This window comes from Bacillus sp. AY18-3, from assembly GCF_008042305.1.
GTDB classification, from domain to species: Bacteria; Bacillota; Bacilli; order Bacillales; family Bacillaceae_G; genus Bacillus_A; species Bacillus_A wiedmannii.
This window is the reverse complement of the sequence record NZ_QKQR01000014.1, coordinates 16,765-39,700: the sequence shown is the minus strand read 5'-3', so window position 1 is coordinate 39,700 and position 22,936 is coordinate 16,765. Positions and strand designations below refer to the sequence as shown.

Below are 22,936 nucleotides of genomic sequence, written 5' to 3'. Positions count from 1 at the left end.
TACAATACTTCTTAGGTTCCTCAGATGACTCTGTATGGTGCCTTGTTCCTCTATGTTCTAGAACCAGTAACTCCTATCATTGAAAGTAAATAAACTTCCATTTAAAAGCTACCATTTATATTGAAAACATAATTGTATTGATAAAAAATGTATTTTTACTAGATACATATTAAAAAGACAAGCATAAGTTATATTACATTTTGGTAAAATCTTTTTTGTATACGTCCATCTCTATATAACCATATAAATATAATATATTAAAAATAATTTAAATGCAAGAATACTAGTAAGGGAACCGCCAGCATTTCGGAAAAAAAACACGCTAAGCAAAAAATACAATAAGCTGTCCATATGGACAGCTTATTTACATAATTATCGTTATTAGAAGTTACTTTTCAAGTATTAATAGACGGTCAAGTTCAGTTTCGTGATAACTCTACAGACTTAAAGTGTTCAACTGTTGGAAATGGATCATAAAAGTGATGCAATAATGCTTTCCACTCTTGATATTGTTCAGATTGACGAAATCCTATCGTGTGATCTTCTAAAGTTTCCCATTGCACAAGGAGCAAATATTTTCCTTTCTGCTCCATACAGCGTTGTAATTCATGATTTATGTATCCTGGCATGGAAGAGATGATTGAGGATGCTTGCTTAAATACCGATTCATACACCGTCTCCATACCGTCCTTTACTTGCAACATGACTGCTTCTAAAATCATTTTGAAGTTCTCCTCCTTTTCTTAATTGTATCATGTGGGGGAACGCTGGATGAGAAGTTTTGATGTATAACATATACACGTGAAGTTAACATACCGTCTCATTATCGATAGCAAAGAAAAAGACGTCCCCTTACTCTCACAAGGGATTCGCCTTTTTCTTTTTCTATGACCCTATGCATCTTTTTATACATTCCTATTCTGGAGTGCCTTTTGGCTTCCCTATGTCTCCCTATTTTTCGCATAAAATCTTGCATACTCTTAGCATGGTTTTTTTCCGAAATGCTGGCGGTACCCCAGTAGGGGTACGGCAACGATTCGAGGTATGAGGGGCCACTATGAAAGAAAATCTAATTGATACAATAAAAACCGTAGAAATTAAATATTTCCACGGTTTTTATTTTCACCTAAGATCCTTTTAATTATTTTACAACAATATAGAACTTACCTGGCATTTCATTTTGTGCATCTTGAAATATTTTTAAAATTAAATCCGCATAAGGTCCTAACATTTTTTGAGTACTCTCGAAAAATTCCCATTCTATTGTTATAGGAAGACCTATAAATCCAGTTAAACAGTCCCACAAAGCATCTGCATTTTCCCCATAAAAACTAGGGAAATCTAATTGTTTTTTTAATGTTTGGTGCAATACTTCTTTACTAGTAAATGTTCTTCCATCCAATTTTACTATATTCATAAATTTAATCCCTCTATTTCCTATTTTATTTCGGTAAACGTTTTATAATGATCAGAAGTTTTATACACTAATCCATCATTAGAATAAAGAATTCTATCATTACCTCGATACCCTGATGAATAATTAGAAAATTATAAAATATCTACTTCACTCGGAGATGCTGTGTTTACCCCTGATAATGAAATTGATTCATTTTATTTTAGAGCGTTAGAAGAAAAGAATATTTATCTAAACGAGAAACAAATCTAAGCTGTTCGAAAAATTGATAAAGAATAAGCTATTGAAGGATGAAAACAGAAGACTACAAGGAAAACTGTATGAACAAATATAATGAAACAAGGCTCTTACTTTGTAGTCATATCCACGAAGTAAAAGCCTTGTTTTTTCTACTCATTTTTTATATTAGTCTTGATTTTCCGATGGAAAGGCACAGAAAATCTACTACAGAAGGTGTGATACCTCTAGGATTAACAAATTTTTAAATTTCTGTGTACCCCTCTATTTTTGGAATGTGCCTCTAATTCAGCGCGAACTTGTATTGTATCCGGAGCCATTTTTTCTAAAGCATGCTCAGAATATTTACAATCATTGATTTTAAGTTTTTAAAACTCATTTATTGTAACTGTAAAATATGGTTTGAATTTTACTTTGATTTTTTTCTTTTCTTCTGTACCTAGAATGTATAGTGAATCATTACGAGTATATATCTCTTTCACCGATTCCATCTTGGTTTCTATGATACGTTTGTCTTCGTATAGCATTATCAATTCAACTGTTGCATCATAATAGAACATATTCATAACCAGTTCAAATCCAAGTGTATCAATTTTACTATATCGATACGCACCCGCACCTGGAATATAGTAATCTTCCGGCTCACTTTCAAAAATTTCTAATAACTCATACTTATCATGTTTAATATCCAATATTCCTCAACCTTTTTGTCATAGATTACTTACTATGCTATTCATTCTATTCTTTTTTCTTTGCGGGAACAACTGTGATAACATCACCTTTATCATTTATAACTACGTAGCCTTCGTCTCTAACGTATTTCCAAGTACCAGGATTGTCTCCTGGTTTGCGAGTGCCCGTTTTTATAATATCTTCAACTACATTTGGAGTCATTCCCCGAGGATCAACTTTTTTTAATTCTTCCATGTATTTGTCTGATCCGAATGTATACCCTTTTCTTTCTGCTCGCTCACGTGCTCGTTTTGTAAGCTCCGCTCGAACTTGAACTGTATCAGGTGCCATCCTTTCAAGCGCATGTTCAGAGTACTTACGCCCATCAATGACGCCGCCACCTCTTGGCATACTCCATCCAATCTCTTCTGTTACCTTTGATACTTTTCCTAAATCCTTCGCTTTTTGTTCTAGTTCTCCATATTTACCAAACACACGACCAATAACTTTAGGAGTGCCACCTACAACTGTAGAAACAGTTCCCCATACATAATCATTCGGCTCATATTTTCTCTCTGTGAAAAATTCTCTTCCATTATAAATTTGTAAACCTTGTTTAATTTGTCCAACAACTGGAATAAAATCAAGCGCCATAGATCCTAATTCATTCGTTCGCTTTTGTTCTTCCAGATATTCTTTCATTTTTTCAGGTGGTACACCAAAATCTTTAAGGCGGGTTGTTAACCCATCCATATTACCAACATTTTTAACAACATTAGACGTATCTATTTTGTAGCCTGAAATCTTATTAGCAGAGTCCATCATGTTATTAGCAGCATCTAATCCAGACATTATATCTGTATGTAGTGTTGGAAATGCTTGTTGAGCTTCTGCAACATGCGTTGAGACACTATTAATTAGTCCATCAGCCATTACGGCTTGTTTATGAAGTGATGCCCCAGCTTTTTGTATAGAATTACCAAATTTTATAAAACTTTGATTTACCACGCGTAAATCATTAGCCATTTGTTTATATTCAGGTAGTCTACTTTTAAATCCTTCCTGCATAGCGGTAAGTTGTTGTCCATAGTCCCGGACACCATCAGCAAATTTTTCTATTTCACCTTTTGGTAATGTACCAACCCATTTTTCTGTTGGAGTTATAATTTGATCATTTATAGAAAAAAAGTAAAGATAGAATTCGTCGAGCCACATGGCATAGCCATCTACAAGTGCCTCTGTAGCATCAACAGACCACTCAATTAATTGCTTTTTATACGAATTCATACTATCCTTATAACCCACCATACTATTAACATAGTTTTGAAGGCTAACTTTATCCTGCTGTACCAAATATTTCCCTTCTTGAATTTGTTGAATAATATTACCTGAATCCTGATTTGCTTTATCTAAAACCATAATGCTATCTTTTAGTAGCATTAATTTATGGATTTTCCCAAAATCCTCATTCATCATCTCTAAAGTTGCGATAGTAGAATTGTATTTTTCTCTTACAGCTGGATCAGCTTCTTTTTCATAAATCTTATCTACAGTATTCTGCAATTCAGATTTTTTTAGTGTCGTTAGAAATTGAGAGACACTTTGTGCGAGTTCACTTGACTCAACTAAAGCTGCATCATAATTTTTAGTTTCTTTTGCTTTTTTATAGCGTTCGGAATATTTCTTTACTAACTCAGCACTCGTTTTTAAATCGTCAATATCTTGACGAATCGTATCTATTTTATTAGATAAGGATTGGTCAAACACGACTGCAAATAATTTTTGCACAACGTATGTTTGACCATTGTAGTTCACCTTAAACCATAGAGGACCGTCTTCTCCTACTACTTCAAGAATTTCATCATTTCTAACTTTTATCGGGTCAAATCCTCTTACAACTGTTCTGGATTTGTAGATATTTTGGTCGAGGGATTGGATTGTTATCCACCCTTTTACCATTTTACCTGTTCTATCAAATTTGAATTGTTTTCCCTTGTAGGTTACATCGCCTTTTTGAATAGCACCGTTATTGTCTGCATAATACCAATGGGTAGTTTGAGAGAACCATCCTTTTTGTGCAGCTCCGCTTACCTTATCAAAATAGTAGTCTTTTCCGTTTACAGTATTCCATCCCGAAGCTAGATTACCATTTTTATCGAAGAGATATGTATCATCCCCTGAACGCAACAATCCAGTATGTTTCACACCTGGTTTGTCATAATAGTATTTCTTTTCTCCATCTACAACCCAGCCAACCGCGTCATTATTTTTTATACCTGATGTTGCCATAATTGTCCTATATAAGAACATAGAGAATTGCTCTCTTGTTACAATTCCATTTGGATTAAAATTGCCGTCCCCAGTACCACTAGTTATTTTATTCCCAGCTAATATTTTGACATATTCGTTGGCCCAGTGACCTTTCATATCCTTAAATTCAAAGTTCCCTTGCGGTTTTAAATCGAATGTTCTGACAAGCACTGTAGCCATTTCAGCGCGCGTCATATTATTTTTCGGATTGAATTGTTTCTCTACATTTACGCTAAATATACCCCGTGCAGTAAGTGCCAAAATTTCCTTTTTAAAATTGCTGTCACCAATATCAACAAATGGATTATTTGTACTATCTTGCGGATTTAAATATCGATACAAGAAAGCAGCAAGATGTTCGCGAATAATAGGATCCGTAGCACCGAAATATCCATTTCCGTATCCTGTTATAATCTTATTCTCAGCCATATACATCATTTCTTTATATGCCCAGTGGGTTTTAGGAACGTCAATAAAAGATGATGAATTTGCTTGAGCATTTTGTTCTGCATACGCTGTTCCTACTGTACTGAATAATAAAATACATATCACAGAACTTAAAAATAATTTCTTAATTGTATTCATAATAGATCTCCTATTCAATTTTTAAAAATATAATTGCAAAATTAGCACTTATTTTATCCTTCATTTACGGCATTTTATATAATTATCAAATTTCTATTCATACTGATATTTCGCATAAGGACAACCTAAGTCATTCTGTCTAAACAATAATTAATGCATAAGATGTTTCATTTTTTAAATGTAGTAGCCCGTTTATAGAACCTTCTTAATATACAGTAAAACCAAGTTTTTTAATTTGAAAATCCCTTAGTGTAAAATTCGCATTATGTTGACGAGATCCATAATAATACCAGTCTCCTTTCTCTTTGACGCGGCCTATTTGATTTAAAACTTCGACTTCCTCTGTAAACATTGGTGCATAGGTAGAAAGTAATTAAAATAATGATAATATAAGTCCTATGATTTTCTTCATACTCGCATCTCCTTATCAATTCGTAAAAACCTTTTAATTATATATTAGGTTTAATTTCTATTAAAATAAAAAAATATAAATATGCATAATTGCATATTTACCCTCTCGATAGAGTGTACCCTATTGAGAAGAAATCATTTCCTGTAACTTTAGGAGATAAATTGCATAGTTTTTAAGCAATAAATTGCATATAGACCAATAGAAAACTCTGCAAAATTACTATGGATTCGAAATAAAGTTTAAGCGTAGCTGGTTATAAGAAATTGTACTGTTTTATCCCTTTGGATTTAGTATCTTAAGGGATATTTATTTTTAATGGATTTTATAAGAGCTAAGGTATTTTTTGGGGACTAAAAAACATCTTAGAACACAGAACTGTTTTTAAACATTAATGCAATTTATATTTTACATAACGCAATATATAAGTTACAATTGTTTGTGGAGGTATGATATGAAAAACGACGTGAAAATTGCTCGTGTAAAAGCAGATTTGACACAACAACAGCTTGCTGATGTTGTTGGAATTACAAGACAAACTGTAAGTCTTATTGAAAAAGGTAAATATAACCCGTCACTAAAGTTATGTTTACAAATTTGTTATGCCGTAAATGCAAAATTAGATGAGATATTTTGGTTGGATCGGGAGGATTTTAAATGAAGAAAATTACAGATGAAAGACTCATTTTAAGGAACTTAAAAAATATTAAAATCACGTATATTGTTCAGACCATAGGAATCTTATCCATTCTTGGTTATGACTTTTTTCAGGGGGGACTTGATAGAATGCACGAGAACCCTCTTTGGATGGTATTTATTTTAACATCAATCGTATCTGCCTATTTATCAATGAATATTAGTGTAGAACAAGAAAGGGCAATAATAAACCCTCAGAAATCATTTATTATTCGGCTGGTAGTATTAGCTGTTATTGTAGTGTTTATTGCCTACCTTATTTCTATTACACCAAACTATGGCTGGAAAGACGGCCTATTATTAGGAAGCATTCTACTTATATGTGGTTTTATACCGATGTATTATGTATATCGACTAAGATTGAAGCAAAGACAGGATTTACAAGATGAATAGAGGGCGGTGATAAAGTTGTTATCATTTTTCAAAGAAGCAAAACTTATTTGTTCTATTTGTTCTAAAGAAATAGGTGAAGGAGAAGAATTTATTGTTCGATTAAATCACCCAACTAAATCAAGAATGCCAGTTGGGGTATTAGATAAGGTATTAGTAAAAAATGCGAAAGAAATTTTGTGTGATCGATGTCATCAGAAAAATACAATTTAAATAAGCATTTGTTGAAGTTGAAATTTTTTGAATAATTGATAGAGTTGCATAATCAAACTTTTTTTAATATGTCTAGGTGTAGCGTAAAAGAATCCATTTTAATAAAATTTTTAAAATGGATTCTTTTTACTTCGTACCAAATAAAAATGTGCAAAATATTTCTAATTAAACTTATTTCAAACTAATAATTGTAAATTTATTTTTCTGGTTATTCATTCATTTCCTCCAATTACTAAAGAATCTCTTGCTACATCAACGACTTCTGTAGTGATTTTGTCTAAATGATTGATTGTCATTATTCTTTCAATTTGAGAGAATAATCGTTCAAGTAATCGGAAATTCCCTCGACTCATCTTTATAATAGTATTCACTGCTTCATAATCTTCAAAATTCTCATATTGTAGTTTGTTCCCTAATTTCTCCCACTTATATGTTAAGATATGTTTCATTTCTGTTGGAGTTAATTTTTTAAATTCATGAATAAAACCGACTCTGGAGTAAAGCTGAGGATAACGTGATAATCTTTTTTCAATTCCTGGCATACCAATAAACACCATACCTACGTTGTGCTGGTCATAGATATCTCTAAGAATTTCAAGTGTCGGAAACTTTAAACGATCGATCTCATCAATGATAATGAGATCGATCGTACTAAACTCATCTGCTTTTTTAAATGAACTTGTCCAATTATTTTCATAGTTATCTCTTATCGCTAGATAACCATCTTTAGACATTTGAAGGTTGAAGCATGTGTGCTTAATCATGTCATATAACCTTGAAGGTCGGACAGATGGAGCGGTATGAAAAACAGTATTACTTTTTAAAATCGTATCATCTTTTACATTTTTCCCTTGGTCACTGTAAACAGAAAATGCGTTAATCTTAGAATGGGTATAATCCCAATTAGCATATTGACGAGCTGAAATTGTTTTTCCCACACCGGGTAATCCATGACAGATACCGATATATTTAAATTCAGCGAATTTTTTATATTCTTTGGTTTCAATGAAGTGGCTCTGTTTATTCATTTTTATACCTCTTAAGTTTTGAAGTGATAGGCTTAACTTGTTTCACTTTTTCTGATGCGTCTTTTTCAACCTTTAAATGCTCAACAACCGATTTTGTTGTGATAATAACGCTATTTTTTAATTTTCTGCGTTGTTTATTTCTTGCAGCTTGAAGTTCTTTCAAGCCTATTGAATACCCATCAACTGTAGAAGATATTGCAGTACATAGATAGGTACCTTTATAAAAAACACGAATCTCAGCAATATCTCTTGGATCGTATCGAACAATTACATCTTCACCAACAAACGCTGAAAGGTTTGTATGCATATACTTTAATCCAAGAAAATGGATACCATCTGAATGGATTTTACGTGGCTTAGCCGATGACAACAAAAGTAAATCTAAAGACTGCAAGCTTTCAGGCATATTAGGAAGAAATCCAGATTCATTCCACATTTCAATTGGACGTTTATTTGTTGTCCCATGAATCCTATAATGGTAAGCATTTAAAACAAATTGGTGGAATTGCTCTATTAATTCATCTAATGTCATTAATTTTTGTGATGTATGATTCTTTATATATCCTGGTAAATCTTGAAGAAACATCGTATTAACAGTTCGAAAGAATCGCTCTATTTTTCCGCGTCCTCTAGGAACCCCTACCCGTGAAAATGACAGTACCATTTTTAAATCCGCTGAGATTTGTTCCATATGTTGAGATGTATAATCACTTCCGTGATCTGTATAAAATGTTTCAGGTATACCACAAATCGGCCAATTTTTATCTCCTTTTCTCCAAATTGCCTGACGTAGTGTTAAAGCAGTTCGAATAGTATCTGGTGCACCAAAATCGATGTAAAATCCCGCAATTGCTCTACTATAATCATCTAGTATTACAGTTAACCATGGTCTTTCTGGTTGACCTTTTGCATTCAAAATTTCTATATCTAACATAGTGTGGTCTGCTTGCCAGAATTCATTAGGATGTTTAGCTTCACGCAAATAAACTAAATCATATTTATTCTCATAATGTTTTCTTCCGTAATGAGCTAATTCAATTAAGTTCTTAGGGATGTTCCTTATGAAACTCCAAACTTGATAATAACTAGGTTCAGCAAGTTCATTTTCTTCACACCACTTTTTTATTCTTCGATGAATAGAAGAAATAGAAATGTTTTTATTTTCAAGATGAATTTTTTGAATCTGCTGTTGAACTAAGTCAGGTATTTTAAATTTCCTACAATCAGAACGTTCTTTTCTGACAAGACCCAATAAACCATTTTCTTTGAATTTGCAAATCCAATATTGAATGATACGAATTGATAATTTTGTCTCTTCACTGATTTGTTGAACAGTTTTTTCATTTTCTAAATAAGGAAAAATAATTTTATATTTTTTGTATGCATCTTCCAATTGTTGTTCTGTACATTGTGTTAATGAGTGATAATGTTCTTTGTCCATTTATTTGTTCTCCTTTCCATAAAATGTAACACAATTATTTCATATACTTTGTTATGTGTCTATTTTGGGTGTACCCTAATTTTACACGGGTCATATATTGAGAAACGGATGTTTTAAGTGTAAAATTAGGGTGTAAAATAAATGGTGGAAAACTGGAGGGTTTTTGAGAGTGAAAGTTGCTTATGCGAGAGTCAGTTCTATGGATCAAAACTTAGATCGACAAATTGTAGAATTTAAAAATCACGGTGTGGAAAAAATATTTGTAGAGAAAAAATCCGGAGCGGATTTTATGAATCGTGTAGAATTTAAAAGAGCTTTAGATTTTGTACGAGAAGGCGATTTTTTAATGGTAGAAGCAATTGATCGATTAGGACGTGATTATAATGAAATCATTCGTACAATAAATTATCTGAAGCAAGAAAAAATCGGTTTACTTGTTACAAGTATGCCTATATTAAGTGAGCCCCTAGGTGATCCGCTATTAGACCGTTTTGTCAAAGATTTAATTCTTCAACTCTTGGCTATGTTTGCGGAAAAAGAACGAACAGAAAGTAAACGACGACAGGCACAAGGAATAAAAATCGCGAAAGAAAAAGGGGTTTATAAAGGGCGACCAACCCTTTATGGGCCAGGTGCGCGAGATCCGCAAAAACAAGCTGTCTATTATCAAATCGTACAAATGTTAAATTCAGGATTACCTATAAAGAAGATTGCTGAAAAAAACGGCGTGACCAGACCAACGGTTTATCGTATTCAAAAAGAACTCGAGGAAGATATTAATTGACAATACAGTTTAATCAAAACTAAAAATGTTGATTTTTTAATAAAAAAATCCCTGCACTTTTAAAAATATTTGAGAAAAATGCGGGGATTATCTTTTATATGGATGTTACGATTTGAAGTATTATCGTTCATTTAAAGAGTGTTAAAATGATACCTCTGTATTGTAAGCACTATTTATTCATAACTAATTTTCATCTTCCATTTTTCGAAATAGTAACCATTCGACTAGTGCGTAGAGCGCAATAGGAAAAATAATGCAAAGAATGACAAAAGTTTGGTTTTTACCACCCTGAACTAATTCTTTCGTTTGTGGTATCCTTAACAATAAACCGAATATTCCTAAAGCGACAACATAAGTAAGACCCCCAAAGAATTCACGTTTCTTCTTGAATATAACATAAACGATAGACACGATTAAAATAACAAGAATGGCAATCCAATCAAATGGGGTACCAATTTTTAAAATTCCTTGTTTTGGTGTAAAAAGTCGAATGAGGATAAATACCCCAAACGGAATCATTGCTATTATCCATACTACGAAAAATTTAATTAACCTTGGTAATTGCGTTTTCATATAAATACTCAGGTGTAATAATTTAAAAACACCATAAACGAATGCAACGGAGAATATTCCATTCAACAATATAACCAATCCATTTATTTGTAATGATGGGGCTGTAAAACTACCTACAATATCGTAAAACATACTAATTAAAAAAATTAAACCACTAATTTTAAAAATCGATTTCCATGAAGGTTTATCAAATTGCTGTGTCAGTTGATCGACAACCTCTTTTGGATTTTTACCTAAATACTCTTCTGCCGATTCACCATGTTTTTGTGCTTCTAAAATATCTTGTAATATCACCATTAAATGTTGTTCTGTTTCTAATTCTTCATAGAAAAAACCAAATGTACGCATATACAGTAAAATATCTTCATAATATATTTTATTTTCTGGGAATAGCTGTTCTCTAAGCTTGTTATTTTGCTCCACTAATTGTTTAGCGGTATTATTTTTCATCCGATTCACTCTCCACTTTTGTCAAAATCCGATTCACTTTTACAATCAATGAACCCCATTGTTCTTCAAAACCCTCTAGTTGTTCTTCTCCTTCATGTGTAATAAAGAAGTATTTCCTATTTGGTCCATCAGGTGAAGTGAGCTCCTTACTTTTAATTAACCCTTGTTTTTCTAACTTTTGCAGTAGAGGATAAATCGTTCCACCTACTATTGTTGTAAACCCATAATCACGCATTATTTGTACAAGTTCATAACCGTATACTTGTTGTTGTTTAATAATAGATAGCACGCAACCTTCAAGTACCCCCTTTAGTAGTTGTGTTTCTTTCATTTACTCACCTCGCTAATTTGTAATACATATTAGTTAGAAATGCGGTATCGTTCATTAACTAGTTTGTAAAACATACTAGTTAAAAACACTGTAGCATATAATGACTAGTTTGTAAAACATACTAGTCATTATATGCTAATTTTTTTGGATTAAAGTAACGTTTAGTCAATAGCATGCTATAAATGTTATTTTTGGATAAATGTCTAGAGTTTTTTCTTCAAGTCAGATTTTTTAACAACTTTATCTTATTTTTTCGTTCGATGAAGTATTTTTCATCCAAAATAAAGCTGTTTTATGTGCAATTTATCATTTGAAAACTACGCAAATTATCTCCTAAAGTTACACCCAAAAACATGTAATTTCCGGCAAGGATATGCTTCCTTTAGCGCAACTTTATGGGTAAAGTCACAATACTTTAAGTTATTTTAAATTTGATATACTAAAAGAAAAAATTAGGATGATAAGGTTATGCCAACAAAAGAGTTCCAAGATACAGTACAGTATTTTTCTTCTTTCTTATTAGATAAAGGAAGAAAACCTTCTACAATTAAACGCTATGCCTATGATATTGAAGATTTTGGTCAGTGGTTGCAAAAATCTAAAAAGCTTCCATTCCACAATATATGGATGACAATTAATACAGAGGATTATGAAGAGTATTTTAATGATTTAAAGAAGCAACGAAATTACTCGGATAAAACGATACATCGTGTTTATATTGTTTTAAGTAGACTTTATCAATATTTAGACATACCCAATCCAATGGAAGATATGAATCTTGTAGTTCAGCCTAATCGTGCGTTACGTGATGAAGACTTTATTTCTAAAGCGGAAGAAAAAAGGTTAAAGTACATTTTAACCTCATTAGAAGGATTAACAGAAAAACAACGATCCGTTCGCCCAGTACTTATGGAGCGTAACATTGCTGTTGTGCACTTACTCATTAATAATGGATTGTCCTTACAAGAACTTGTAGGTTTACAGATGAAGCACGTCCATTTTGAAAAAAATACGATCTTAGTACCAGGAATAGTGGGTATAGAGAGAACGGTTCTTTTAACTGAAGATGATAAAAAGATATTATTTAACTATTATAAAACTATTCCGGAACCTGTTCGTCCCAAATATCATAGCAATGATCCACTATTCGTTGCATTTGATTTTACTCGAAAAACTTATCATTGGTCATATGAAAACGATGCTCCAAAAGCCTTAACAGAAATTGCTGTTCAAAAAATGATTCGACTTGAAGTTGAAAGAGCGAAATTAAGAAAAGGAATTTCAGCACAACATCTACGGAATACATTCATCTTACGGCTAATCGAAAATGAAGTTTTAGAGGGAGAAATTATAAAACAGGTAGGTTTTAAATCTAAGCTTTCGTTAAAAAGATATTATGATTACATCAATTAATAATAACGGAGGAAGGTTATTTGAAGAAGAATAAAAAACACAATTCATATTATATAAGAGAATATACTTTGCGGGATAAAAGTATAAAATCCATTAAAGTGGAACCTTGGCGTTCGTTTAAAGAAGAAATGAAGGTGCTTGATATTAATGACAGTGACATTTTTCAAATTCAACTGATTGAAAAGCGAGTGTGAATTAAAAACCTTGATAATATCAAATAACCATAAAAAAAGAGTCCTTTATTATTAGGACTCTTTTTTATAGTCTAATATACTCATTTCTTTTCGCTGAATTTTATTATTGTGTTTTAATCAAATTACGTTCTGTTTCTTTACCCTGTATTTCAAACTTTGTGCCTAGTTCATCAAGTATAATATTCGTACACTGACCTAAGATTTTTTCAGTAGTGATTGTCAAATTTTGAGTGTCTTTAATTTTAATTTCCCTGTATACCCATTTCATTTCTTCTTCTTCTGTTGCAAATTGATTCCATGCAATTTCCTTATATGGCGCAACAGAATTCATAATCAGGAAATTCATACGTGACAGGAAAATTAATAACGCAAATTTATAAGATTTAAGACTAGGATACTTCGCCTTAATTTCAATAGAGATATAATCAAAGGGAATTTCCCCAGATAGCACTTCTAAATCTATAGGTTTCTTTTCTTTTTTTCTTCCAAATGATGGATATAGTGAAGCGATGCTATAAGGATTTGTAGATTCTTCTTCCTCTTCATATATTACATTAACAAAATAATCATTTTGTTTTTCTTTAAGTAAATTGAGTACAGATTTATATTTATCAATATTACTTAAAGGAATCCCCCTATTTATACAACCCTTATTAACTGATAACTCATAGAGGTCAGCTATGTGAGTTGGTAGTGTAAACTTTTCAAACTTATCCCCTATTATATCAACAGCATTTATGATTTCCGAAAAATCTGTACAGTAATCTTCTGCTTCTTTTTTAACCATTTCGATTAAAGAAAATTCTTCTTTTTCTTCTACTACAGCTTCTGAAGTAACTGCCCCGATATCCTCTAATTTTTTTTCAACTTGTTCCTTTAACTCAGTTGTTACTGCACAAAAGTCCTCTGTAAGATCAGCTTGAAAAACAAACTTAGGAGTTTGCTCGTCTTTATATATTGAACTAAATGTATCAGATATTCTGTCTGTAATATTCTTAAATCTAATTGTAGTCCCAGCATCTTGATCAAGAATTGCTTGGACAAAACTTTCTGTAAAATAACTTAACCTTTGTGCAAGAGACGGTTCATTATTTTGAGACGAAAACATAAAATAACAGTCTTTCAATTCTTTTGTCCGTGCAGATTCCTTTAAAGTTTTTTCTACAAGTTGTTCATCGTCTTTAATATATGTAGCACCTGAATAGCATGCATCAATGACCTTTACAGCTAATTTAGGACTTAACAATCGTAAATAACTATCTACCTCTGAATTTTGTAAAGAAGTAGCCTTTAACTTTGTGGACTCATAATCTGATAACAAGAAATGAACATCAGATGAGTTTGTCTTACCATGTCCAGTAAAATAGAAAAATACCTGATCGATTTCTTCTTCAGGATTTTCATATTTTTTTACAAACTCTACAACTTGGTCTTTTACTTGATTACTATTCAAATTCTTGTTAATAAATAAAATTTCACTATATTCATTTGTTTGCTTAAGTAGTTCATGCATTACCTCAATATCACATAAGCATGCATCTAAATTACTAATATTTTTATATTCGCTTACCCCAATTAATATTGCTATTTTTACTCCCAACTATCTCGCCCCACTTCTTCTTCATTAATACTAAAAAATATATAATACAATTGTACCAAATTTTTCTATAAACATTGTATCTAAGCACTAAAAAAAGATGAAGCAATACGACTTTATTTCAAATCAAAAACTCAGTCATTATATTTCCGACAAACCAAAAAGAATCTAAAATAAATTAGATGCGAAATGTATCAAGTACATTATCTTTTTCTTCTTTATTAATTCCAATGTATCTTAGTGTAATTTGTGGTGTACTATGATTCAATATTTCTTGTAGCATAGCAATATCCTTTGTCTGCTTGTAAAACCAATACCCAAACGTTTTACGCATGGTATGAGTGCCTAAAGATTCGACTCCGGCAAAATCCCCGGCTTTTTGTAACTGTCGATAGGCTTGAATTTTACTGATAGGTTTATCACCTTTTCGGGAAGGAAATAACCAGGTACTTTTTAGATCTTCAGCGTATGGCAATACTTCCTCAAAAATAGATGTAATATTTATGATACGTTCCTTTTTTGTCTTTCCTTCTTTTACTTTAAATTCTTTTCGTTTTTTTCGCTTCAGTTTTAAAATTTCACTCGTTTCCATTTTAAGTAAATCACTTACACGTAACCCCGTATTAATACCGATTAGAAATAAAATGTAATCACGATCTGAACAATGACGTTTGAGCGACCATTTCATATCATTAAGCTGTTCTATGCTCCGAATTGGTTGTACATCAATTAAATGTTTCTTTTTATCCATCTGTTTTTCAATCCCTTTATTTTCAATGATTTGAATGTATACTTTTTTGTCTTTTTTTATGATAGCAATGAAATTAGATAAAAGTCAATGTTTAAGGGGAAATAAAAGTTTACATTCGTTTTTAAAAACATTTATAACTAAATTTGTAATAAATTTCTCAATATAAATATACTTGTTAATTATGGTGTTAATATTCAAAATTAACAAAAATTAAATTATAATAAAATTATGATGGTTATCACTTTTGTTTACTCCTTGTGCTAGAGATAAGATCGAATTCTCCGATCTTATCTTTTTTGTTTGTAGAAATTTAATGCAAAAAAAAAGAATCCTTATAATAAGGACTCTGCAACAGGAAATAACAAATATATAATGGCTTGCTGCCCACATTTTAACAAAAGTATACGCTAAGCAACTTTCAACATGAAACGAGCTAGATTTTCTTCATCTCGCTTTGTCTTATAACTCATCAAGTTAAAAAATAATGAGATTTTGATTTTAAGATAAGTTCTGAGACTGATAAAACAGTAGTATTACAATATCATATGGAACACATAAAAAAGTCTCAAAAACAGAGGTTTTTGAGACTTTAAATATTATATTACGGATAAGTCACGGAAAACTGAATAGTAATATAATCATTTTCAGAATCTGGTCCATAAAGAGTAACACTAGTATCTGTTGGATCAGCTACCCCTGGATACTTTGGATCTGCAAGTCTATCATCTGCGTTCCCCCTACCATCACTCTCCATCACATCACCATAAAAAGTAAAGCCATTATTAGGTGCATAAAAATCTAAAATGTTGACTGTTTTTGTTTTCAAAGTATCTTTACTTTCATCTGACCATAAGGTAACTTCATTTGCTGTTGTATCTGATACCACACTAGAATAGAATTTAATCCAACCGTATGGTTCTGGATCACCATCATCACCAATTTCAGTAAACGTTATTGTAGCATTCATATTAAGCCTTTCCCAACCTTGTACATCTATATTTTTTTGACTGTACCACAAAGCTACTATTGCTTTTACTGTGGAGTCATTCTTATATATAGCATTAATTTGAACGCGAGAACCTATATCGAAAGTCTGTCCAGCATTATATTCAGTAAAATTTATCTTCTGTATTCCTTCTTCAGTGGTCTCATAGCGTGTGCCTGTTCCGTAGCTTTTCCCATCAACAATTACTTCATAATCACATATATACTCAGGGTCAAGTTTAAGAGATACGGAAGTAACTTGTGGCCCATAAGAGCTATCATTGTTTGTTGTCCATTGGGGGTCAGTATGTGCCTGCTGTATAACTTGTTCCGTAATATTACTTGTTAACGTTTCAATTTTTGTGACTGTAATGTCATCAAAATAAATGTCACCATTGTTTGAGCTTACATAAATTTGATCTGCTATCGATGTATCATCAAGAACCTTAAATTCAAAATCAACTCTTTGCCAGTCCGCATCTAATGTAAAACTGCTATGTCTTTTATTATTACTATTCTTATCCATTATTCCCATGTCTATTGATGTGTTATCATTAATAGCCTTTGCATATATGCTTAAAACATATTTTCCATATGGATCTAATAAAGGGTTTAAGGTTCCAGTAGCATTCGTCCCTTTTAAGCATCCACCTTCTATTCCTATGTTATCTTGGTGTGCTGCACCTGTCCACGTAATGCCATTACTTGTAACACTAGCAGAACCATTACAATCAAAACTAACACAAGGAATTTTAATTAAAATTTTCATTCCTTGTTTTACTAATAAATCAAACATCTTTTTATCCGGATTTGCTTCTAACTGGCTCTCAAAATCATCAGCTGTCTGTTGATCGTAAACAAGCTGTACAAGTTCTTCACAAATTGGACTGTCATTATAAAACAGTTTATCACCATCATTCGTAGCTAAAAAAGCAATTTGAATTGCATCTCTTAAAGTAATTTCTGGCGTATAATCAAGTGAATCATTATAATTTTTTGCAGCTACTCTTCTTTCCAACACTTCATCGCCTGTATCTAATATTAAACATGCTGAACTAGCTTCTATTTGCGTAAAATATTTATCCCAAGATGTATTAGTATCATCGACATTCCCACTAATTTGAGTGGTTTCTATTAATAGTTGTTCCCCAGATTGAAGCTTTTCTAAACTATCATAATGAATTGTAAAGTCTTTTCCTGGTTCAATCTCTGTTAATGCCATAGCGTGTAGAGATTGGTCAGGATATGTTGCTCCAGGGGAGAGTGAATTTCCGATATTGCTCGATGGAGCAGTAATTGTCACAATTGTTTCATCATCTATAATAAAGTTATTTGTAGGTGTTACTTGATAAATAGGTGCAGTACCAGTATTAAAGTATCTAACATTGGCGTTTAAATATGCAGACTGACCGGTATTAATGTGAACTTGCTTGGTTGTGCTTTCTTCAGTTGTTTGTGTTGTTGAAGATGTATGTGAAAACCCTGCAGTAATCTTACCAACAAATTTTTTACCCTCCGCCCCAGCTTCTGCGCTAGTATTTCCTGTATTTGATTCTGTTTTACTAGAAGAAGTGGAGTTTTCTTGAGAATTTGTAAGATCCTCATTCTCTGATATTATAAGTTTTTCCATACTAACTCCAACTTGTGGACAGGCTGCTACTAATGGATTTCTAGTTTCTAAGGAATTGGCACGATCCATACTTCCTGTGACTTTTTCTAAATCAGTATACGGATCTCCTACCGTACTAGCTTGCTTTGGATTGGATACATACTTTGTGTACATTCCTTCATATTCTGTACGCCACTGAACAACATTTCCATTGTCATCAATCGTATATCCATTGGTTTCCCAATCGTCTATTAGCCCATCTTGATCGGAGTCAGTAGTATCATCAGCTACATCGCCAAACAAACTAGTTTGCGGGTAAAATTCTGTGTTCTTAAAGTCTGGTGATAATAGACAAACCTCAGAAATAATTTCTTTTTTATCGGAATAAGTCCAACATAATTCACAAGTTACTGTGTGATTTATATCTTTCTCAAAACGACTTTCTATTCGAATCGGATATATTTTATCTTTTTCTAATGTTATTTTTCTTCCCATATTGATGATTTGATTATCGATTTGTATTAACATTTCATGGTTAGAAGGAGTGGAGAATACATATGCATCTGTTTGTTCTGGTTTAATGAATCCTATCCATCTAGCAGATTGTATCTTTTCATTTTGAATATTAGATATCGAGGACACTTGAATTTTATCTAAAGATAAATTACTATCTTTTTTTTGTGTTATTAACAAGAGGTCATTAAATTGGATGCCTTTAAAATAAAAACCGATTAAACCATAGCGTGAAAAACTACCTGCGTTCTTATGTTCTTCTACTTTTTTTTCTATCTTCATTTCTTCACTCCTCATAGATAAAATAACGTACAAACATATAATAGCAAAAGAACATGGCGGAAAATGTAATTTCATGGAATCTAAGTTTTTATTTGTAATAAGTTTCGCGAAATCGACATAAATCTAAGGCACTTTGTATCCTCATCTTTAAAAAACACTATTCTTTTTGCAATAATATACAGAATGGATGGCTTGTTTTTTCATTTTAGAGGGTATTTTGTTTTGTTAACTTGATAGCGATGTGGCAAGACACCTATTATTGAAAGTAAACTTCTGGCTAAAAGTTTACATTCGATTTTTTGATTATTTATAGTTTATTTTGTAAAAAATTTCTCAATATAGATATATCTGTTATATATGGTTTTTATATCGAAAATTAACAAAAAGTATAATATTATAAATATTAAGATGGTTTCTGTCATTTGTTTTTCCCTTATGCTTAAGATAAGATCATCCTCTCCGATCTTATCTTTTTTTATTTGTAAATTTTAGATACAAAAAAAGGAATCCTTATAATAAGGATTCTGCAACAGGAAAGAACAAACATATAATAATAAAAGAGTTTATCTTAGTTTTTCTAAAAAAGATTGATCATTTTCTATCTTGTTTTTCAACAATCATGCTCTATAACGAAATAAAACTTGAACTTCTAATAAGATACCTATTACCTAGAGTGCCATTAGCTTACAATTGAACCTCCAGAACTAGCTAGATTTATCATCTCATGTTCATCTGCATACTTTTTATAATCATAAACACATAAAATTTTTCGATAATCCGTAGACTTCTTGTCCGAATAAGTCCTTAAGTGTTCTTCAACCGTATCTAGTTGGATTCTATCATTTATTATTCCTAATACTATAGCTAGGTTCTTTTTTGATTGTACTATATTATCATCTTGTAAAATCCCACTAATACTTGTATGCTCTTGGGCAAAATCCGTTGCATTATTAATTATGTTAGTTATTTTCTCATTTTGATTACCTTTTAATTCAACGGAGCTTTCCAGTTCTGATTGAATCTTACTAAATGCGTATATAGGAAAATATTGGTTTTTTTGGAATTTATGTTTGTCAATTAACTTTAATAATTGATGGTTAGATTCATCAATTATCTTAAAGTAATTTTCCATTAACTCCGCTTTTGTTTGAAATTCATAAGTGATTGTTTTTAATGATCCGATGGCTAATACCTTTTCTTCATTTTTTAATGCGTCTACATCCTCTGTAACACTAACTTCTATATTACCTCCTGCATAAATCTCTTTAACTATATTTTGTACTTTTCTAATATCCATTGCAGATACGGGCAAGTTTAAATCTGCCAAGTGTTTATAAATTTCTAAAAAATTATCAGTTTTGATTTTATTAATACGGATTGTAGAAAATCCACTCATGTCAATATCATGATCCGTAACTTCAGTATTCTGTGATCCTTTATCATGTTCTACGAGCAAAAAATTCTTTCTAATTTTTTCTGCTTGTGGGGTATTAGGATTTATATATGTAAAAATGGTTTTAAGAATTCCTTTAATGTTATTATCGCCTATATTATAACCTAAAAATATTATTGGATTATGTATAAATAACGATAACAATTGTGCTCTAATAAGTTCATATTTTTCATCAAAAACCCCATAGTCATCATCTGTAATAATAATCTTACTGGGATCTTTAACACAACCATGTATTTTGTAGACAGAACCATAGGGATTACTTAACAAAATTTCGTTACCTATTAGTTCTTTAAATTCAAATATATCCTCTATAAAACTGTCATAGTTTGTTGTAATCACCGAACCAATATTCTTCCTTACTTTCTTTAGCTCAGAAATTTCATGCTGTTGGCTATCCTTAATTATATAATTAGATAATAATTGCGAAATATATAATTTAAAGCGACTAATATTAATATGATTTTTCATATTTTCGTAAAATTGATCATTAATTTCTTTGAACTGACCATTACGATCACTCATTAATACGTCGTTAAATTCTTTTTCAAGATCCTTCGCGATTTTAGAGTAGTCATACTCACCGTTTTTTTCATGTTTTGACTTCAAATCATAATAAAATTCATCTGATCCTTTAATCTTATTTGAAATATATGAAAGTAAACCATCCCATGTAAAAGAATTTTCTAAATACCTAAGACTCATTCCAGTACCTACAAAAAGTACTGGATGATTAGTAAAATTTCTAATGAAATTACTAATATGCATCTAATCCCTCTTTCTTTTTAATAGATTCAAAATAAAATCCCAAACTCAATATGTATAACTTTGATTTTAAAAATTGAAGTGATTTTTAAATGATTAAGTAAATTATACCATTTAATATAAAAACTAAATGTTCTAGTGTTTAACTTTTTTCCAAACGTCGAGACTTTATTTCAAATCAACAATTAAGCATAAAATTAAATGTAGACTATTGAATATGTATTTTGTTTTCTATTTTTTCATTACGGTACGTGAAATTATATGTTTTTCTTGTTAAAAAAGCCCCTTGAAAGGAGCACTTATTTTACAAGATACTGTTCTATTTCTTTTAGTAATAGTTCTGCACCTTCTGGACTTAATGTTATCTTACCATTTGCTAATGCCATGTTACGATTTGACACTTCTCCTGTTAATGCACAAACACCACCAGGCTGATACTTCTGTAAAATAATATCTTCCCCTTCTACAAAAATCTCTAATGGTGATTTTTCTTTAATACCAAGTGTATTTCTAAGTTCCTTTGGAAGTACTACACGTCCTAATTCATCTACTTTTCTAGTCATTCCGGTTGCTTTCATCTAGTATCTTTCTCCATTTCATTATCAATTTGTACCAAGTTATTCTTAACTATTGTAACAGGATTTCGCCATACATAAGAAACATAATGATCCAAAAACTAACGATCATAACAAGTACTTCTTTAACCCTTTGCTGAAAGGAAATATGACCTTCTTCCATTCTATACGCCCCTTTTCTCTACATGTTTTTATATGTTAAAATAAAGAGGAAAGAAATGTGCCAATTTCTTTCCTCGACGGTCACTCATGACTTTGCTCTTTGTTTGCTTTTTGCAAATGAAGAGCTTTTTATTTTGCATATTTATGCTTGCTTTCCAGCATCGCATAACGTAATAACTTTAACTTTGTTTCTTTTTTCAATGCTTTCCATTCCGATACAGCAATCTTCATTCTTTATTCCTCCATTAATTAAATTTGTTATTTATATAGCTTATAAGTTCCAGTTGTAAATCTTTCTAATTTGTTTATCACTAAACCCTTCATGGATTGCAAATATTTCTGGAAAATCGGAAAGACACAAATCAATAATTGTATTATCAGTTGTCCTTATATAGTAATACTGAACAGCCCCTTCATAATTCGAATATAAATAGTACTTATGAATCTTATAATTTAATCCATTTTTCTCTAATACCTCATATAACTTATTTTTAGTTTCATCCATTACGTCAAAAATGGTTAACTGCTCCATTATTAACAGCTCCTCATTGCGTAAATTTACTAAACTAACTCTAAGAACAAGGTTGTTTCATTATGTTCATTGGTATGCACATTAAACCTTTTTCCGGTAGCTTCTAATGCACTAAAAAGCATTCTTTTATATCCTAGATCCATAAAATCTACACTGATTTGACCATGATTCATAATAAATTGAAGATCAGCCATCATCTTTTTAACTTTTCGTTCCATGTAATAACCTCCTCAATAAAGTTATATAACTTATATAACCATTCTATTACTCATTTTTCTGGTTGTCAATATAAGTTATATAACTTATAATATTTTTTATAGAGGAGGTTGTAATATGGCTGTTAATAAAGATAAGTACACTCAAATTTTAGTTACTTTTACAAAAGAACAAGTAGAACAAATAGAAAATTATTGGCATGAAAATAAGCTGAAGAATCGAAATGAAGCAATTCGTCAGATCGTAGACAAAGGGTTAAGTCGTAAATAATGACTGCCCTTTTTATTTTCCCTAAAAAACCTAAAAACGCATTTAAAGTCCGTTTCTCCCTTTACATACGTTTTTATGACAAATACG

The 22,936-nt window shown here is 31.4% G+C and carries 23 protein-coding genes and 1 pseudogene; 7 read left to right on the top strand and 17 right to left on the bottom strand.

Annotation, left to right across the window (positions count from 1 at the left end):
• Positions 1–419 precede the first annotated feature (419 nt).
• The 6 genes and pseudogenes from DM800_RS13960 to DM800_RS29210 all read right to left on the bottom strand — a co-directional run bounded on the left by DM800_RS13960 (position 420) and on the right by DM800_RS29210 (position 5,570).
• Entirely contained in the window at positions 420–722 is a 303-nt protein-coding gene (locus DM800_RS13960; RefSeq protein WP_147787050.1) for an antibiotic biosynthesis monooxygenase family protein, read from the bottom strand.
• Positions 723–1,141: 419 nt separating this feature from the next.
• Positions 1,142–1,417, bottom strand: coding sequence for a barstar family protein (locus DM800_RS13955; RefSeq protein ID WP_147787049.1), 276 nt, complete (start codon positions 1,415–1,417; stop codon positions 1,142–1,144).
• 20 nt (positions 1,418–1,437) lie between these two features.
• Positions 1,438–1,542: pseudogene (locus DM800_RS13950) on the bottom strand (ribonuclease domain-containing protein); the annotation flags it as partial.
• A gap of 477 nt (positions 1,543–2,019) precedes the next feature.
• Positions 2,020–2,343 (bottom strand): hypothetical protein, encoded by a 324-nt coding sequence (locus DM800_RS13940; RefSeq protein WP_048561829.1) that lies wholly within the window; start codon positions 2,341–2,343, stop codon positions 2,020–2,022.
• Positions 2,344–2,389: 46 nt separating this feature from the next.
• Entirely contained in the window at positions 2,390–5,218 is a 2,829-nt protein-coding gene (locus DM800_RS13935; protein WP_147787048.1) for an S-layer homology domain-containing protein, read from the bottom strand.
• A 205-nt stretch (positions 5,219–5,423) separates the two neighbouring features.
• Positions 5,424–5,570 (bottom strand): hypothetical protein, encoded by a 147-nt coding sequence (locus DM800_RS29210; RefSeq protein WP_179955680.1) that lies wholly within the window; start codon positions 5,568–5,570, stop codon positions 5,424–5,426.
• Positions 5,571–6,081: 511 nt separating this feature from the next.
• Between DM800_RS29210 and DM800_RS13930 the strand changes: the two genes are divergently transcribed.
• Genes DM800_RS13930 through DM800_RS13920 form a run of 3 tightly spaced genes read left to right on the top strand, consistent with a single transcriptional unit; the run spans position 6,082 to position 6,926 of the window.
• The gene (locus DM800_RS13930; RefSeq protein WP_147787047.1) at positions 6,082–6,288 is read left to right on the top strand and encodes a helix-turn-helix transcriptional regulator; all 207 of its coding nucleotides are present in this window, start codon (positions 6,082–6,084) and stop codon (positions 6,286–6,288) included.
• Positions 6,285–6,716 carry a hypothetical protein gene (locus DM800_RS13925; protein WP_147787046.1) on the top strand — a complete coding sequence of 144 codons (432 nt, stop codon included), beginning with the start codon at positions 6,285–6,287 and terminating at the stop codon, positions 6,714–6,716. Before DM800_RS13930 ends, DM800_RS13925 begins: the two co-directional genes overlap by 4 nt.
• Before the next feature lie 15 nt (positions 6,717–6,731).
• Positions 6,732–6,926 carry a hypothetical protein gene (locus tag DM800_RS13920; protein WP_370512867.1) on the top strand — a complete coding sequence of 65 codons (195 nt, stop codon included), beginning with the start codon at positions 6,732–6,734 and terminating at the stop codon, positions 6,924–6,926.
• Between the two features lie 212 nt (positions 6,927–7,138).
• On the opposite strand, the gene DM800_RS13915 is transcribed toward DM800_RS13920, so the two are convergent.
• Together DM800_RS13915 and DM800_RS13910 are read right to left on the bottom strand one after the other, a co-directional pair.
• Entirely contained in the window at positions 7,139–7,954 is an 816-nt protein-coding gene (locus DM800_RS13915; RefSeq protein ID WP_147787045.1) for an AAA family ATPase, read from the bottom strand.
• Entirely contained in the window at positions 7,947–9,395 is a 1,449-nt protein-coding gene (locus DM800_RS13910) for a Mu transposase C-terminal domain-containing protein (RefSeq protein WP_147787044.1), read from the bottom strand. Before DM800_RS13910 ends, DM800_RS13915 begins: the two co-directional genes overlap by 8 nt.
• A gap of 169 nt (positions 9,396–9,564) precedes the next feature.
• On the opposite strand from DM800_RS13910, the gene DM800_RS13905 reads away from it, so the two are divergent.
• A complete protein-coding gene (locus tag DM800_RS13905; RefSeq protein ID WP_147787043.1) occupies positions 9,565–10,179 on the top strand; it encodes a recombinase family protein in 615 nt (204 codons plus the stop codon).
• Between the two features lie 183 nt (positions 10,180–10,362).
• On the opposite strand, the gene DM800_RS13900 is transcribed toward DM800_RS13905, so the two are convergent.
• Positions 10,363–11,202, bottom strand: a complete 840-nt coding sequence (locus DM800_RS13900) for a DUF1129 domain-containing protein (protein ID WP_147787042.1) — start codon at positions 11,200–11,202, stop codon at positions 10,363–10,365.
• Positions 11,192–11,533, bottom strand: coding sequence for a PadR family transcriptional regulator (locus tag DM800_RS13895; RefSeq protein WP_075313816.1), 342 nt, complete (start codon positions 11,531–11,533; stop codon positions 11,192–11,194). Before DM800_RS13895 ends, DM800_RS13900 begins: the two co-directional genes overlap by 11 nt.
• A gap of 468 nt (positions 11,534–12,001) precedes the next feature.
• On the opposite strand from DM800_RS13895, the gene DM800_RS13890 reads away from it, so the two are divergent.
• Entirely contained in the window at positions 12,002–12,946 is a 945-nt protein-coding gene (locus DM800_RS13890) for a tyrosine-type recombinase/integrase (protein WP_147787041.1), read from the top strand.
• Positions 12,947–12,966: 20 nt separating this feature from the next.
• Positions 12,967–13,140 carry a hypothetical protein gene (locus tag DM800_RS29205; protein ID WP_179955679.1) on the top strand — a complete coding sequence of 58 codons (174 nt, stop codon included), beginning with the start codon at positions 12,967–12,969 and terminating at the stop codon, positions 13,138–13,140.
• 103 nt (positions 13,141–13,243) lie between these two features.
• Here DM800_RS29205 and DM800_RS13885 read toward each other — a convergent pair whose 3' ends face one another.
• The 7 genes from DM800_RS13885 to DM800_RS13855 all read right to left on the bottom strand — a co-directional run bounded on the left by DM800_RS13885 (position 13,244) and on the right by DM800_RS13855 (position 22,581).
• A complete protein-coding gene (locus tag DM800_RS13885; protein ID WP_147787040.1) occupies positions 13,244–14,740 on the bottom strand; it encodes a caspase family protein in 1,497 nt (498 codons plus the stop codon).
• Between the two features lie 175 nt (positions 14,741–14,915).
• Positions 14,916–15,488, bottom strand: a complete 573-nt coding sequence (locus tag DM800_RS13880; protein ID WP_147787039.1) for a tyrosine-type recombinase/integrase — start codon at positions 15,486–15,488, stop codon at positions 14,916–14,918.
• Between the two features lie 601 nt (positions 15,489–16,089).
• Complete coding sequence (locus tag DM800_RS13875; RefSeq protein WP_179955678.1) at positions 16,090–18,876, bottom strand: binary toxin-like calcium binding domain-containing protein; 2,787 nt, start codon at positions 18,874–18,876, stop codon at positions 16,090–16,092.
• 679 nt (positions 18,877–19,555) lie between these two features.
• The gene (locus DM800_RS13870; RefSeq protein WP_048567242.1) at positions 19,556–21,097 is read right to left on the bottom strand and encodes an SIR2 family protein; all 1,542 of its coding nucleotides are present in this window, start codon (positions 21,095–21,097) and stop codon (positions 19,556–19,558) included.
• A gap of 296 nt (positions 21,098–21,393) precedes the next feature.
• Positions 21,394–21,672, bottom strand: a complete 279-nt coding sequence (locus tag DM800_RS13865) for an AbrB/MazE/SpoVT family DNA-binding domain-containing protein (RefSeq protein ID WP_048567241.1) — start codon at positions 21,670–21,672, stop codon at positions 21,394–21,396.
• Positions 21,673–22,102: 430 nt separating this feature from the next.
• The gene (locus DM800_RS13860; protein ID WP_147787037.1) at positions 22,103–22,363 is read right to left on the bottom strand and encodes a hypothetical protein; all 261 of its coding nucleotides are present in this window, start codon (positions 22,361–22,363) and stop codon (positions 22,103–22,105) included.
• Between the two features lie 29 nt (positions 22,364–22,392).
• A complete protein-coding gene (locus DM800_RS13855; RefSeq protein ID WP_000440213.1) occupies positions 22,393–22,581 on the bottom strand; it encodes a hypothetical protein in 189 nt (62 codons plus the stop codon).
• Between the two features lie 115 nt (positions 22,582–22,696).
• Between DM800_RS13855 and DM800_RS29200 the strand changes: the two genes are divergently transcribed.
• Positions 22,697–22,849 (top strand): ribbon-helix-helix domain-containing protein, encoded by a 153-nt coding sequence (locus DM800_RS29200; protein WP_000290205.1) that lies wholly within the window; start codon positions 22,697–22,699, stop codon positions 22,847–22,849.
• Positions 22,850–22,936: the final 87 nt, after the last annotated feature.